This window comes from Aromatoleum diolicum (assembly GCF_012910955.1).
Lineage (GTDB): Bacteria > Pseudomonadota > Gammaproteobacteria > Burkholderiales > Rhodocyclaceae > Aromatoleum > Aromatoleum diolicum.
In genome coordinates, this window is sequence record NZ_WTVQ01000009.1 from 36,256 (window position 1) to 49,751 (window position 13,496).

Below are 13,496 nucleotides of genomic sequence, written 5' to 3' on the forward strand. Positions count from 1 at the left end.
CACCGCAAATCGGGGGACGTGCGATGTGCCAGCTCCTCGGAATGAACTGCAACGTACCGACGGACATCTGCTTCTCGTTCGCCGGCTTCCAGGCCCGCGGCGGGGTCACGGACCACCACCGCGACGGCTGGGGCATCGCATTCTTCGAGGGACGCGGCGTACGCGTGTTCCTCGACCCCCAGCCCAGCGCGAACTCCCAGATCGCGGAGCTCGTGCGGCGCTACCCGATCCGCTCGCTCAACGTCATCGCCCACATCCGCAAGGCGACGCAGGGCGAGGTGAAGCTCGAGAACACCCACCCCTTCCAGCGCGAGCTGTGGGGCCAGTACTGGATCTTCGCCCACAACGGCAACCTGCTCGACTACGCCCCCGGTTTCGACGGGCGTTTCGTGCCGGTCGGCAGCACCGACTCCGAAGCGGCCTTCTGCGACATCCTGCAGTGCCTCGCCGCCGAATTTCCCGACGGCCCACCCTCGCCTCAGGCGCTGCACGCGGCGCTGCGCCGGCTCGCGATCCGCATCGGCGCTCACGGCCCGTTCAATTTCCTGCTATCGAACGGCGAGCGGCTTTTCGCGCACTGCTCCACGCGCCTCACGTACATCATCCGCAAGGCCCCGTTCGCGGTCGCGCACCTCGCCGACCAGGACGTCAGCGTCGACTTCAGCCAGCTCACGACGCCCGAGGACCGCGTCGCCGTGATCGCCACCACACCGCTGACCGACAACGAAACCTGGCATGCGATTGCGCCGGGCACCCTGCTCACGTTCCGCCACGGTGCCCCCGAAGCACTCGGCGACACCGCAACGATCGCCGGCGGGAGCGAGGCCGAGGCCGGCAGCGTGTAAATTTCCCTTCGCAGCACCATGCCGACAGGCTAAAGTTAGCGCTTTGACGACCTTGCCCATGGTGACGCCCGTGTCCACCGATTGCCCATTGTGTCTGGCTGCGCAGGAAATCCTCGTCTGGCGTGACGGCAGCTGCCGGGTCATCCTCGTCGACGAACCCGATTACCCCGGCTTCTGCCGCGTGGTGTGGCACGAGCACGTCGCCGAAATGACCGACCTCACCCCGTCCGAGCAACGCCATTTCCTCAATGTCGTCCTCGCGACCGAAGCCGCCTTGCGCCAGCTGATGCGGCCCGACAAGATCAACCTCGCAAGCTTCGGCAACGTCGTGCCGCACCTGCACTGGCATGTGATCCCGCGCTTCAGCGACGATGCGCATTTCCCGCAATCGATCTGGGCCAGCCCGCAGCGCACCGGCGCGCACCGCACAGCCCCTGCACCCGACGCGCTGACCGGCACGATCGTCGCAATGCTGACCGAACAGACCTCGGGATGAGCCCTACCCGGCAGGCGAATGCGCTGGCTGCCACAGCTGGAACGCCACACGGACTTGGAGGATTCATGGCTTATCAGGATCCTGTTGAATGCCTTGAACTGCTCAAGCAACTGCATCCGCTGAACATCGAGGAAACCCACCGGATCCTGTCGGAGATGGTGCCGGCCCTGCTGCATGCGCTGCCGGCGCCCGAGCAACATCTCGAGGTGCTCGAAGCCGCCCGTGCGCAGATCGCGCTGGCACAGGCCGAACTGGCCCGCCGCTACGCGTCGCACCCGCTGCCGCCGGACAGTGCCGAAAACGAAACGCTGCGCAACGTCGTCGGGCTGTGGCGCGCCATGGCGCGCTCGTACGCCCACATCGCGCGTCGCCGCGCCGCCGATGGCTTGCCCGCGGATCAGAGTGCGAGCCTTGCGCAACGGCGTGTGTATTACGCCGGCCAGGTGCTGCTCGAGTATTTCCGCGCACGCCGCGCACTGCCAGCCGGCGCATGGGCGGAGCTGCATGACAGCTATTCGGCCGCCGACGCCCTCGGCGTTGCCGGCACCCGCGTCTCCGACCCGCTCAACGAAATCTGGAAGGCGCAAAGCCCGACCGAAGCCTACGCCGCCGTGCTGCTCGTCGACCTCTCCAATCCCTACGGCCGCGGCGAGCGTGAATTCAACTGGGTCTGCCGCTGGGCGCAGCGCTTTGCCCCCTACTGCAGCCTCAACGGCGAAATGGCAGACGACGCGCCCAAGCCCGCCGCCTACGGACTCGACCTGAGTTCCGACCACGGCTTGCGCCCGCTCGGCGTGCTGGCACAGTCCGGATCACTGCGCCGCTTCGACGGCAGCCAGCTGGCCGGACAGATTCAGGCCGTCCGCAAGCAGTTCAAGCAGGGCGTTACGCCGGCATCGCTGGGCCTCGGCGCAGACTGCCCCGTCGATGCCTGCGCCAAGCTGCTGCTGTCGCTGTATCGCCCCTGGGGGCTCGCCTCGGCCGGGCGACGCTTCCCGCGGCGCGGCTGCCAGGGGGGTGCCGAACTGTGCACCGACTGGTCCGCCATTGCCTTCCACATCCTCGGCAAACCCTTCGAACAGCCGCCCACCTATGTCATCCAGCGCAGCCTGCGCAGCGACATCTCGCTGCTGACTTTTGGCGAACGCGTGGAGCAGGCCGAACGGCGCTGGTCCGAAGGCCAGCGCCGCCATGCCGCGACAAAGTTCGGCTTCATCTGCGAACGCTGGAACATGGCAGACCACTCCGTCAACGGTTTCCGCCTGCGGCAACATCCGCACACCCAGCGGCTCGAACACCATCAGCTCGTCGGCATCCGCCCGCCCGACGGCGAGCGTTTTCTTCTCGGGCAGATCAGCTGGCTGTTGTTCCGCGGCGACGGCATCATGGAGACCGGCGTACACGTCCTCGCCGGGCTGCCGAAAGTCATCGCCGTGCGCGCGTTCGGACTTCTGACGAGCCTGCGCGAAACCTACCAGGAGGCCTTCATGCTGCCCGCCACGCCGGCGCTCAAGGCACCGGCCACGCTGGTCCTGCCGGGCGGCTGGTACCACGCGCAGCGCGTGATCGACGTCTATGATGACGGCCGGCGCGTCCAGCTGCGCCTGACCGATCTGATCCTGCGCGGCACCAACTTCGATCAGGTCAGCTTCGAGTCCCTGGAGCCAGCGAACCAAGGCGTGACGCCGGGAAGCGCGCGCTGAAGCGGCTGCCCTTGCCGGGCTCGCTCTCGATGCGCAGCTCAGCCTGATGGCGCGACAGGATGTGCTTGACGATCGCCAACCCTAGGCCGGTGCCGCCGGTCTCGCGTGAGCGACCCCGATCGACACGGTAAAACCGTTCCGTCAGGCGCGGAATGTGCTGCGCATCGATGCCGATGCCATTATCCTCGACCGCAAACTCGCCGCCGCCGTTCACGCGGCGCCAGATCAGGCTGATCCGGCCGCCGGCCGGTGTATAGCGCACCGCATTACTGGCCAGATTGGCAAACGCCGAGCGCAGTTCCTTTTCGCTACCGAGCAAGGTGGCGCAGCCGGGCGCCTCATCGATCGCGACACTCAGCTCGTGACGGCCATTCGACAACAGTCGGGCATCCTCGGCGATGCTGCGCAGCAGCGGCGCGACTTCAACCTTTTCCTCGAGCGGCGCCGGCGCGCCCGTCTCGAGTGCCGACAGGGTCAGCAGATCCTCGATCAGCGTCTGCATGCGCAAGGACTGATCCAGTGCAAGCTTCAGAAAGTGCAGCACGTCGGCGCGCGCGAAATCGTCCAGCCCGTCGATCAGCGTTTCCAGAAATCCCCCGACCACCGTCAGCGGCGTGCGCAACTCATGCGACACATTGGCGATGAAATCGCGCCGCATCGTCTCCAGCTTCTCGAGCTGGCTGATGTCGCGCGACACGATCATCTTCTGCTCTGCGCCGAACGGCACGACCTGCAACAGCAAGGTCAGGCCGCCACGCCGGCTCAAATGCAGCACCAGCGGATCTGCGTAGTCACCGGAGTTCAGGAACTGCACGAACTCCGGTTCGCGCACCAGCATCGTTACCGGCACCCCCTGGTCGCGCTCGCTGTCGAGGCCGAAGTGCTGCGCCGCCTTGTGGTTGAGCCACTCGATGCAGTCGCCGCCCGACAGATACAACACCCCGTCCGGCATCGCCTGACTCGCCTCGTGAAACCGGTCGAGCGCCGTCGTCAGGCGCTCACGCACATCGTACGCAAGACGCGAACGCCGGCCGAGATCGCCGAACACATGGTTCCACGTCCCTAGGGCACGCGGCAAAGGCGTACCAACCGGCTCATGTGTCCAGTCAGCAAGACGCTGCACATTGCGCAGATGGTAGCCGAGCAAGAACAACAAACCGCCGACAGCGGTGATCAGCGCGGCCGAACTACCGCCCAGCCAGGCCGCCGCCAGCACGACCGGCGCCAGCACCGCGAGGGCAGCGGCTGCGCCGGTCCAGACATAAGGAATGGGGGATTTGATGGACCGCTCCAAGCGCGCAAATCGGAGCAGCGATCTTACACGCCACCAGCATCGGGCTGCGCCGAAAAGCGGTAGCCGCTGCCGCGCACCGTCTGGATCAGGCGGTCATGGCCGCTCTCTTCGAGCGCCGCCCGCAGCCTTCGGACATGCACGTCCACCGTGCGCTCCTCGACGAACACGTGGTCGCCCCAGACCTGATCGAGCAATTGCGGACGCGAGTGCACCCGCTCCGGGTGCGTCATCAGAAAATGCAACAGGCGGAATTCGGTCGGCCCGAGCGCGATCGGGCGGTCGTCGATGCCCACGCGATGGGTTGCCGGGTCAAGGCGCAGGCCACCCAGTTCCACCGGGTCTTCCGTCGCCTGTGGCGCCCGGCGCCGCAACACCGCCTTGATGCGCGCCACCAGTTCGCGCGGACTGAAGGGTTTGGTGATGTAGTCATCCGCCCCCATTTCCAGCCCGGCCACCTTGTCCTGCTCCTCGCCCCGCGCCGTCAGCATGATGATCGGGATCGCCCGGGTGCGTTCATCGGCCCGCAAGCGGCGCGCCAGTTCGATCCCGGACATGCCCGGCAGCATCCAGTCGAGCAGCACCAGATCGGGCAACGCGTCGCGCACGATGCGTTGCGCCGCTTCGGCGTCCGACGCGCGCACCACATGGTGTCCGGCCCGCCCCAGGTTGGCAGCAATCAGCTCCTGAATTGCCGGTTCGTCTTCCACTACCAGAATATTCGCGGCCATATCCACACTCCATGTCATCGCCTGCAGTGTATTGCAGTAAATTGACGCTTTTGTGACATGTCATGGGTGCGCAACGCTCACCCCCGGGGCCGCCCGGCACGCGTCGCGCCGATTCGGGTATGATTGTCGCCCCGACACCGCCAGACTTGAGGCTGACGCTCATGGCCGGACTCGACGAACACACCCCGATTCCCACCGCGATCACGCTGCACCGCAAGTCGCGCGTGTTCGAAATCGCCTTCGACGACGGCAGCCAGTTCTCCCTGCCCTTCGAATATCTGCGGGTGTATTCCCCGTCCGCGGAAGTCCGCGGCCACGGCCCCGGTCAGGAAGTCCTGCAGGTCGGCAAACGCGACGTCGATATCGTGGATCTCGAGCCCGTCGGCACATACGCGGTCAAGCCGGTGTTCTCCGACGGCCACGACAGCGGCCTGTATTCCTGGGACTATCTCTACATGCTCGCGCGACAGTTCGACACGCTGTGGCAGCAGTATCTCGATCGCCTTGCACAGGCCGGCGCCAGCCGCAACCCTGCCGATAACCCACCCCCCGCGCCGAAAGCCGGTTGCGGCGGTCACAAACACTGAGCATGAACGACAAAACCACCCACTTCGGCTTCAAGACTGTCGCCGAAGGTGAAAAGCAGAAAAAGGTTGCCGAGGTCTTCTCCTCGGTAGCGCGTCGCTATGACGTCATGAACGATCTCATGTCCTTCGGCCTGCACCGGCTGTGGAAGGCGTTCACGATCCAAATTTCTGGTGTCGGCCGCGGTGACCGCGTGCTCGACGTCGCCGGCGGCACCGCCGACTTGTCGCTCGCCTTCGCCAAACGCGTCGGCCGAGAGGGCCAGGTGTGGCTCACCGACATCAACCACGCAATGCTGTCGGTCGGTCGCGACCGTGTGCTCGATCGCGGCTTCGCCCTGCCGGTGGCGCAGTGCAACGCCGAGAAGCTGCCCTTCCCGGACAACTGGTTCGACTGTGTCACCGTCGCCTTCGGCCTGCGCAACATGACCCACAAGGACGTCGCCCTCGCCGAAATGAAGCGCGTCCTGCGGCCCGGCGGCCGCCTGCTGGTCCTCGAGTTCTCCAAGGTCTGGGCGCCGCTAGCACCGGCCTACGACCTGTATTCCTTCAAGATCCTGCCGTGGATGGGCGAGAAAGTCGCAAAGGATGCCGACAGCTACCGCTACCTTGCCGAATCGATCCGCATGCATCCGGGACAGGAGGAACTCAAGGCGCTGATGGAACAAGTCGGCCTCCAGCGGGTCGACTACTTCAACCTGACGGGTGGCGTCGTCGCGCTGCACCGCGGCTACAAGCTCTGAGCCGGGAGGGATGTCGCGGCGCCACGGAAACGGGGCCAACTGATGTCCCGGCCCGAGTTCGAACGTGCAAACGGAGTAAAGCCAAACATGAAAAACTTCATTCTCAGCCTGATTGCGGTGGTCATCACCTTCGGCTTCAGCGTCCCTGACGTCGAGGCCAAACGCCTTGGCGGCGGCAGCAGCCTCGGCATGCAGCGCCAAGCCACACCACAGCAGGCGCCGCGCCAGTCGGCAACGACCTCGCCGCAACAGACCCCGACGACACCGCCGAAGCGCTCGTGGATGGGCCCCCTCGCCGGCCTCGCCGCAGGCCTCGGTCTCGCCGCGTTGTTCTCGCACCTCGGCATGGGCGAAGAACTCGCCTCCATCATCATGATCGCCCTGCTCGCCTTCGGCGCACTGATGCTGTTCCGCCTGCTGACCCGCCGCAAGGCAGGCACACAGGGCCAGGGCGCAAGTCCGATGCAATATGCGGGCGCCAGCACCGCCGGCATTCCCGCATCGCCGCCGGCCAATGTCAGCTTCCCGGCGGGCAGCCGCGGCGATGCTGTCGCACCCGCGATTCCGCACGACTTCGACACCGCAGCCTTCGTCCGCCAGGCCAAGGTGCACTTCATCCGCCTGCAGGCCGCCCACGACGCGGGTAACGTGGACGACATCCGCGACTTCACGACTCCCGAAATGTTCGCCGAGATCCGCCTGCAGATGGCCGACCGAGGAAATGCTGAACAGCGCACCGACGTCGTCGAACTCAACGCCGACGTCCTTGAAGTCGCCGAGGAGGCACAGCGCTACATTGTCAGCGTACGCTTCAACGGCCTGCTGCGTGAAGAAGCCAACGCCGCGCCCGCAGCCTTCGACGAAATCTGGCACCTCACGAAACCGCGCACCGGCAACGGTGGCTGGGTCGTTGCCGGTATCCAGCAAGTCGCCTGACCGCTTCGCGCCGGGGCGTCCCGGCGCCCTTTCTACGATCCCCATGGCCCTCAGCACACGCGGCTTCCTGGCTGCGATCAACCACCTGCTCGCCCCCGCCACCTGGGCGCGCGAACGCCTCACGCCCCACGCGGGCCGCAGCGCACGCCTGCGCGCCGAACCGCTCGAATGCGTATTTACCATCGCGCCTGACGGCTTTCTCGTTGAAGCGGACGCCGAAACCGAAGCCGCGGTAACGCTGTCGATCCCGCTTTCGGCCGTGCCGCATTTCCTTGGCGGCGATCACAACAAGGCCATGAATGCGGTGCGCATCGAAGGCAATGCCGACTTCGCCGATGCGCTCGGCTTCGTGTTTCGCAATCTGCACTGGGATGCCGAGGAAGACCTCTCCCGCGTTTGTGGCGATATCGTCGCTCACCGTCTGGTCATGGCCGCCCATGGCCTCAAGGACGCCCAGCAACGCGCCTGGAACGCACTCACCGGCAACCTCGCAGAATATCTGACCGAAGAACAACAGACGCTCGTCACCCGCACATCGCTCGAGGCGCATGCCGATCGGCTGCGCCAGGTGCGCGATGACATCGCCCGCCTCGGCAAGCGCCTCGACCGCCTGTCGGCTCCGGTGCGTCGCTGAACCCCCGCCACACCGCGAGCCACCACACCCGCGCCCCGCCGATCCTCCTCGGCGGGTACATCGCGACGAACTGTTTTCCGTTCTGAAAAAACAAAAAGGGCAGCCCGTGAGGAACTGCCCTTTTCAGCCTTCGTCGGATTGCCCGACGAGCGACCTGTCAGTGACCGTGCTTGCGCAGCTTCTGGATCGCGGCGATCTGTGCGATCGCCTCGGCCAGTTCGGCCTGCGCCTTGGCGTAGTCGAGCTCCGACGACTTGTTCTGCATCGCCTCTTCAGCCATGCGCTTGGCCTCGAGAGCCTTCGCTTCGTCAAGATCCTTGCCCCGGATCGCGGTGTCGGCCAGAACGGTAACCAGTCCCGGCTGAACTTCGAGAATCCCGCCCGCAACGAACACCAGCTCTTCTTCGACCTGGCCCGGCACCTTGACCCGCACCGCACCCGGCTTGATCCGGGTCATCAGCGGCATGTGCCCGGGCAGGATGCCGAGCTCACCCGCTTCGCCCGGCAGCGCGACGAACTCTGCCAGACCGGAAAAGATCTGCTCTTCCGCGCTGACGATGTCCACATGGACCGTCATAGCCATAGTGATGTCCTTTTCAAGGCCGCACGACGGCTCACCGCCGTGCGGCATACCCGGTTACTGAAGCTTCTTCGCCTTTTCCATGGCCTCTTCGATACCACCGACCATGTAGAACGCCTGTTCGGGCATGTGATCACACTCGCCGTTGACGATCATCTTAAACCCGTTGATCGTATCCTTGAGCGGCACGTACTTGCCCGGCGAACCGGTGAACACTTCGGCGACGTGGAACGGCTGCGACAGGAAACGCTGGATCTTCCGCGCGCGCGAAACGGCCAGCTTGTCTTCCGGCGACAGTTCGTCCATGCCCAGAATCGCGATGATGTCGCGCAGTTCCTTGTAGCGCTGCAGCGTCATCTGCACCTGGCGGGCGACGTTGTAGTGCTCTTCGCCCACCACCAGCGGGTCGAGCTGGCGCGAGGTGGAGTCGAGCGGATCGACGGCGGGGTAGATACCCAGCGCGGCGATGTCACGCGACAGCACGACGGTCGAGTCGAGGTGCAGGAAGGTCGTCGCCGGCGACGGGTCGGTCAAGTCATCCGCGGGCACATACACGGCCTGGATCGACGTGATCGAGCCGACCTTGGTCGAGGTGATGCGCTCCTGCAGGCGGCCCATTTCTTCCGCCAGCGTCGGCTGATAACCCACCGCGGACGGCATCCGGCCCAGCAGCGCGGAAACTTCGGTACCGGCCAGCGTGTAGCGGTAGATGTTGTCCACGAAGAACAGAATGTCACGGCCTTCGTCACGGAACGCTTCGGCCATGGTCAGGCCGGTCAGCGCGACGCGCAGACGGTTGCCCGGGGGTTCGTTCATCTGACCGAACACCATCGCGACCTTGTCGAGAACGTTGGAGTCCTTCATCTCGTGGTAGAAGTCGTTACCCTCGCGAGTACGCTCACCCACGCCGGCGAACACTGACAGACCGCTGTGCTGCTTGGCGATGTTGTTGATCAGCTCCATCATGTTCACGGTCTTGCCCACACCGGCACCGCCAAACAGGCCGACCTTGCCGCCCTTCGCGAACGGACACACCAGGTCGATAACCTTGATACCGGTCTCGAGCAGGTCAACCGACGGCGCCAGCTCGTCGAACTTCGGCGCCTTCGCGTGGATCGGGCGGATTTCATCGCCCTGGATCGGGCCGGCTTCGTCGATCGGGCGACCCAGCACGTCCATGATCCGGCCGAGCGTGCCGTGACCGACCGGCACCGAGATCTGCTTGCCGGTGTTGCCTACCTTCATGCCGCGGCGCAGGCCGTCGGAAGAACCCATCGCGATGGTACGCACGACACCATCGCCAAGCTGCTGCTGGACCTCGAAGGTCAGGCCAGCTTCCGCGAAGGAGTCGGACACGTCCTCGAGCTTGAGGGCGTCATACACCTTGGGCATCGCTTCGCGGGGGAACTGGATATCCACCACGGCGCCGATGCACTGAACGATCGTTCCTTGACTCATCGTCGTTTCCTTAATTCAATAATCCGTTACACCGCGGCGGCGCCGCCGACGATCTCCGACAGCTCCTTGGTGATCGCGGCCTGGCGGGTCTTGTTATAAACCAGCTGCAGGTCGCCAATCACGGTCTTGGCATTGTCGGAGGCGGCCTTCATTGCCACCATTCGCGCACTCTGTTCGGAAGCCATATTCTCGGCAACGGCCTGGTACACCAGCGCTTCAACGTAACGCACCAGCATCTCGTCGATGACCACCTGCGGATCGGGTTCGTAGAGGTAATCCCACGAACTTTCCGGAGTGCCAAGCTGTTCGCCGGACAGCGGGAGCAGTTGCTCCATCACCGGCTCCTGCTTCATCGTGTTGATGAAGCGCGTATAGGCAACGTAGACCGCATCGAGCTCGCCGCTCTGGAACGCGTCGAGCATGACCTTGACCGGGCCGATCATCTTTTCCAGGTGCGGCGTGTCGCCCAATTGCACGACATGCGACACCACGTTCGCGCCCATCCGCTGCATGAAGCCGAAACCCTTGTTGCCGATGCAGCAGGCACGGATCTCGGAAACGCCATTGGCGTTCCATTCCTTCATCGCGTTCAGCGCGACACGCTGGACGTTGGTATTGAGACCGCCGCACAGCCCCTTGTCGGTCGTGACAAGGATCAGGCCCACCCGCTTGATCTGGTCCTTGTGGACCAGGAAGGGGTGCTTGTAGTCGGTCACATTGGCCTGGGACAGGTTCGCGGCGAGTCGGCGGATCTTGTCGGCATAGGGACGGGCAGCACGCATCCGGTCCTGCGCCTTGCGCATTTTGGATGCGGCCACCATTTCCATGGCCTTGGTGATCTTGCGCGTGTTTTGCACGCTCTTGATCTTGGTACGGATTTCCTTACCGCTAGCCATATTCCGTCTCCGTCCGCGGCCTTAGGCCCAGCTCTTCTTGAACTCTTCGATCGCAGCGACCAGTTGCTTCTCGCCTTCGGCGTCGAGCTCCTTGGAGGTCATGATCTTGCTCACCAGCGCGGCGTTCTTCGTCTTGACGAATTGCTGCAGCGCGGCTTCGAAGGCCAGCAGGCGGGGCACTTCGACGTTGTCGAAGTAGCCGTTGTTCACCGCGAACAGCGTGATCGCCATGTCGGCGATCGACAGCGGCGCGTACTGCGGCTGCTTCATCAGTTCGGTCACGCGACGGCCGCGCTCGAGCTGCTTGCGGGTCGCCTCGTCGAGGTCGGACGCGAACTGCGCAAACGCCGCGAGTTCGCGGTACTGCGCGAGGTCGGTACGGATACCGCCGGAGAGCTTCTTGATGACCTTGGTCTGAGCAGCGCCACCGACGCGGGACACCGAGATACCGGCGTTGATCGCGGGACGGACACCGGCGTTGAACAGGTCGGTATCGAGGAAGATCTGACCGTCGGTAATCGAAATCACGTTGGTCGGAACGAACGCGGACACGTCGCCGGCCTGGGTTTCAATGACCGGCAGCGCGGTCAGCGAGCCCGTCTTGCCCTTCACTTCGCCATTGGTGAAGCGCTCGACGTAGTCGGCCGACACGCGGGAAGCGCGCTCGAGCAGACGCGAGTGCAGGTAGAACACGTCGCCGGGGTAGGCTTCGCGGCCCGGCGGGCGGCGCAGCAGCAGCGAGATCTGACGGTAGGCCCAGGCCTGCTTGGTCAGATCGTCATAAATGATCAGCGCGTCCTGGCCGCGGTCGCGGAAGTACTCGCCCATCGTGCAACCCGAGTACGGCGCGATAAACTGCATCGCGGCGGATTCGGACGCGGTGGCGGCGACGACGACGGTGTATTCCATCGCGCCGTGTTCTTCCAGCTTGCGCACCACGTTCGCGATCGTCGAGGCCTTCTGGCCCACCGCGACGTAGACGCAGAACATGTCCTGGCCCTTCTGGTTGATGATGGCATCAACCGCAACGGCAGTCTTGCCGGTCTGGCGGTCGCCGATGATCAGCTCGCGCTGGCCACGGCCGATCGGCACCATGGCGTCAACCGACTTCAGACCGGTCTGCACCGGCTGCGACACCGACTGACGCCAGATCACGCCCGGCGCGACCTTTTCGATCTTGTCGGTGAGCTTGGCGTTGATCGGACCCTTGCCGTCGATCGGCTGACCCAGTGCATTGACGACGCGACCGATCAGCTCGGGGCCGACCGGCACTTCGAGAATGCGGCCGGTAGCCTTGACGGCGTCGCCTTCGGTGATGTGTTCGTACTCACCGAGAACCACCGCACCGACCGAGTCACGCTCGAGGTTCAGTGCGAGGCCGAAGGTGTTGCCGGGGAACTCCAGCATTTCGCCCTGCATGACGCCAGCCAGGCCGTGAACGCGGGTGATGCCGTCGGTAACCGACACCACCGTACCTTCGTTGCGCGCCGTCGCTGCGAGCTGCAGGTTCTGGATCCGGCTCTTAATCAGGTCACTGATTTCAGAGGGGTTGAGTTGCATGTGGGTATGCTCCTAGTTCTTTAGCGCAGCGGCCATGTTCGCGAGTTTGCCGCGGACCGAGGCGTCGATCACTTCGTCGCCGATGGCGATACGGACCCCCCCGATGAGTTCGGGGTCAAGGCTCACGCTGATGTTCAGCCGGGACTTGAAACGGCTTTCAAGATCGGTTTTCAGCGTTGCCAGAGTTGCATCGTCGAGCGGGAAGGCGGAGGCGATTTCTGCCTCCTTGACACCCTCATGTTCGTTTTTGCGTTCAACGAACAGGTCACGGATCTCCGGAAGCACTTGCAGGCGCTCGTTGTCTACCAAGACACGAACGAAGTTCTGCAGTTCGGGAGTGAGGGCCTGCCCCGAAACGTCGAGGAACAGCTGGTACAGCTGATCGGCCGACAGTTTCGGGTCACTGATGCAGGCCAGCATCGAGCTGTCCGCGGCAATCGCGGCCAGTCGATCCAGTGCTTCCGACCAAGGCCCCAGCGCACCTGCCCCGCGGGCCAGCTCGAAGGCGGCATCCGCATAGGGGCGCGCGATGGTGACGTTCTCGGCCATGACTTATTGCAGTTCCTGTTTCAGGTTGGCGAGCAGGTCGGCGTGCACCTGGGCGTTGATCTCGCGGCGCAGGATGCGTTCGGCACCGGCAACAGCCAGGTTCGCGACCTGGTCACGCAGAGTTTCCTTGGCACGCTGCGCGGCAACGGCGGCTTCGCCCTGCGCGGCTTCACGTGCCAGGGCGACGATGCGGGCGGCTTCGGCGCGTGCATCGTCGAGGAACTTGGCTGCCTGCTTTTCAGCAGAAGCCCGCACATCGCCCGCGGACTCGCGAGCCTTGCGCAGTTCCTCGACAACCTTCTTCTCGGCGTGAGAGAGGTCTGCCTTGGCCTTGTCCGCAGCTGCCAGCCCGTCCGCGATCTTCTTCGCACGCTCGTCGAGTGCCTTCACGATGGGCGGCCACACGAATTTCATCGTGACCCACGCCAGAATGAAGAACACAACGAGCTGGGCTATCAGAGTTGCGTTCAAATTCACTGTTCTTGTCCCT

15 protein-coding genes are annotated in these 13,496 nt (G+C 64.5%); 7 read left to right on the forward strand and 8 right to left on the reverse strand.

Annotation, left to right across the window (positions count from 1 at the left end; all coding sequences use genetic code 11):
* The first annotated feature begins 23 nt into the window (after positions 1 to 23).
* The 3 genes from GPA25_RS07360 to GPA25_RS07370 all read left to right on the forward strand — a co-directional run bounded on the left by GPA25_RS07360 (position 24) and on the right by GPA25_RS07370 (position 3,044).
* On the forward strand, positions 24 to 845 hold the full coding sequence (locus GPA25_RS07360) for a class II glutamine amidotransferase (RefSeq protein WP_169259726.1): 822 nt from the start codon (positions 24 to 26) through the stop codon (positions 843 to 845).
* Positions 846 to 903: 58 nt separating this feature from the next.
* Complete coding sequence (locus GPA25_RS07365) at positions 904 to 1,341, forward strand: HIT family protein (RefSeq protein WP_169259727.1); 438 nt, start codon at positions 904 to 906, stop codon at positions 1,339 to 1,341.
* Between the two features lie 65 nt (positions 1,342 to 1,406).
* Positions 1,407 to 3,044, forward strand: a complete 1,638-nt coding sequence (locus GPA25_RS07370) for a hypothetical protein (protein ID WP_169259728.1) — start codon at positions 1,407 to 1,409, stop codon at positions 3,042 to 3,044.
* Here GPA25_RS07370 and phoR read toward each other — a convergent pair.
* Entirely contained in the window at positions 2,986 to 4,338 is a 1,353-nt protein-coding gene (gene phoR, locus GPA25_RS07375) for a phosphate regulon sensor histidine kinase PhoR (RefSeq protein ID WP_281357691.1), read from the reverse strand. The genes GPA25_RS07370 and phoR overlap by 59 nt on opposite strands.
* A gap of 23 nt (positions 4,339 to 4,361) precedes the next feature.
* Positions 4,362 to 5,066: a phosphate regulon transcriptional regulator PhoB gene (gene phoB / locus GPA25_RS07380; protein WP_169259729.1), complete on the reverse strand. Its 705-nt coding sequence runs from the start codon at positions 5,064 to 5,066 to the stop codon at positions 4,362 to 4,364.
* 161 nt (positions 5,067 to 5,227) lie between these two features.
* Between phoB and GPA25_RS07385 the strand changes: the two genes are divergently transcribed.
* The 4 genes from GPA25_RS07385 (at position 5,228) to GPA25_RS07400 (ending at position 7,963) form a co-directional block, all read left to right on the forward strand.
* On the forward strand, positions 5,228 to 5,653 hold the full coding sequence (locus tag GPA25_RS07385; RefSeq protein WP_169259805.1) for a gamma-butyrobetaine hydroxylase family protein: 426 nt from the start codon (positions 5,228 to 5,230) through the stop codon (positions 5,651 to 5,653).
* Positions 5,654 to 5,655: 2 nt separating this feature from the next.
* Positions 5,656 to 6,393, forward strand: coding sequence for a bifunctional demethylmenaquinone methyltransferase/2-methoxy-6-polyprenyl-1,4-benzoquinol methylase UbiE (gene ubiE, locus GPA25_RS07390; RefSeq protein WP_169259730.1), 738 nt, complete (start codon positions 5,656 to 5,658; stop codon positions 6,391 to 6,393).
* 87 nt (positions 6,394 to 6,480) lie between these two features.
* Positions 6,481 to 7,329 carry a Tim44 domain-containing protein gene (locus GPA25_RS07395; RefSeq protein ID WP_169259731.1) on the forward strand — a complete coding sequence of 283 codons (849 nt, stop codon included), beginning with the start codon at positions 6,481 to 6,483 and terminating at the stop codon, positions 7,327 to 7,329.
* Between the two features lie 43 nt (positions 7,330 to 7,372).
* A complete protein-coding gene (locus GPA25_RS07400) occupies positions 7,373 to 7,963 on the forward strand; it encodes a ubiquinone biosynthesis accessory factor UbiJ (protein ID WP_169259732.1) in 591 nt (196 codons plus the stop codon).
* Positions 7,964 to 8,120: 157 nt separating this feature from the next.
* On the opposite strand, the gene GPA25_RS07405 is transcribed toward GPA25_RS07400, so the two are convergent.
* Genes GPA25_RS07405 through GPA25_RS07430 form a run of 6 tightly spaced genes read right to left on the reverse strand, consistent with a single transcriptional unit; the run spans position 8,121 to position 13,483 of the window.
* On the reverse strand, positions 8,121 to 8,546 hold the full coding sequence (locus GPA25_RS07405) for a F0F1 ATP synthase subunit epsilon (protein ID WP_169259733.1): 426 nt from the start codon (positions 8,544 to 8,546) through the stop codon (positions 8,121 to 8,123).
* Positions 8,547 to 8,600: 54 nt separating this feature from the next.
* Positions 8,601 to 10,001: a F0F1 ATP synthase subunit beta gene (gene atpD, locus GPA25_RS07410; RefSeq protein WP_169259734.1), complete on the reverse strand. Its 1,401-nt coding sequence runs from the start codon at positions 9,999 to 10,001 to the stop codon at positions 8,601 to 8,603.
* A gap of 26 nt (positions 10,002 to 10,027) precedes the next feature.
* Complete coding sequence (gene atpG, locus GPA25_RS07415; RefSeq protein WP_169259735.1) at positions 10,028 to 10,897, reverse strand: F0F1 ATP synthase subunit gamma; 870 nt, start codon at positions 10,895 to 10,897, stop codon at positions 10,028 to 10,030.
* Between the two features lie 21 nt (positions 10,898 to 10,918).
* The gene (gene atpA / locus GPA25_RS07420) at positions 10,919 to 12,457 is read right to left on the reverse strand and encodes a F0F1 ATP synthase subunit alpha (protein ID WP_169259736.1); all 1,539 of its coding nucleotides are present in this window, start codon (positions 12,455 to 12,457) and stop codon (positions 10,919 to 10,921) included.
* A 12-nt stretch (positions 12,458 to 12,469) separates the two neighbouring features.
* A complete protein-coding gene (locus tag GPA25_RS07425; protein ID WP_169259737.1) occupies positions 12,470 to 13,006 on the reverse strand; it encodes a F0F1 ATP synthase subunit delta in 537 nt (178 codons plus the stop codon).
* Positions 13,007 to 13,009: 3 nt separating this feature from the next.
* Positions 13,010 to 13,483: a F0F1 ATP synthase subunit B gene (locus tag GPA25_RS07430; RefSeq protein ID WP_169259738.1), complete on the reverse strand. Its 474-nt coding sequence runs from the start codon at positions 13,481 to 13,483 to the stop codon at positions 13,010 to 13,012.
* Positions 13,484 to 13,496 lie beyond the last annotated feature (13 nt).

Bases quoted from the DNA above. Each gene is read 5' to 3' on its own strand.
- GPA25_RS07405 (WP_169259733.1), bottom strand. From the start codon at position 8,546: ATGGCTATGACGGTCCATGTGGACATCGTCAGCGCGGAAGAGCAGATC.
- atpG (WP_169259735.1), bottom strand. From the start codon at position 10,897: ATGGCTAGCGGTAAGGAAATCCGTACCAAGATCAAGAGCGTGCAAAAC.
- GPA25_RS07360 (WP_169259726.1), top strand. From the start codon at position 24: ATGTGCCAGCTCCTCGGAATGAACTGCAACGTACCGACGGACATCTGC.
- ubiE (WP_169259730.1), top strand. From the start codon at position 5,656: ATGAACGACAAAACCACCCACTTCGGCTTCAAGACTGTCGCCGAAGGT.
- atpD (WP_169259734.1), bottom strand. From the start codon at position 10,001: ATGAGTCAAGGAACGATCGTTCAGTGCATCGGCGCCGTGGTGGATATC.
- GPA25_RS07385 (WP_169259805.1), top strand. From the start codon at position 5,228: ATGGCCGGACTCGACGAACACACCCCGATTCCCACCGCGATCACGCTG.
- GPA25_RS07400 (WP_169259732.1), top strand. From the start codon at position 7,373: ATGGCCCTCAGCACACGCGGCTTCCTGGCTGCGATCAACCACCTGCTC.
- GPA25_RS07425 (WP_169259737.1), bottom strand. From the start codon at position 13,006: ATGGCCGAGAACGTCACCATCGCGCGCCCCTATGCGGATGCCGCCTTC.
- atpA (WP_169259736.1), bottom strand. From the start codon at position 12,457: ATGCAACTCAACCCCTCTGAAATCAGTGACCTGATTAAGAGCCGGATC.
- GPA25_RS07370 (WP_169259728.1), top strand. From the start codon at position 1,407: ATGGCTTATCAGGATCCTGTTGAATGCCTTGAACTGCTCAAGCAACTG.
- GPA25_RS07365 (WP_169259727.1), top strand. From the start codon at position 904: ATGGTGACGCCCGTGTCCACCGATTGCCCATTGTGTCTGGCTGCGCAG.
- phoB (WP_169259729.1), bottom strand. From the start codon at position 5,066: ATGGCCGCGAATATTCTGGTAGTGGAAGACGAACCGGCAATTCAGGAG.
- GPA25_RS07395 (WP_169259731.1), top strand. From the start codon at position 6,481: ATGAAAAACTTCATTCTCAGCCTGATTGCGGTGGTCATCACCTTCGGC.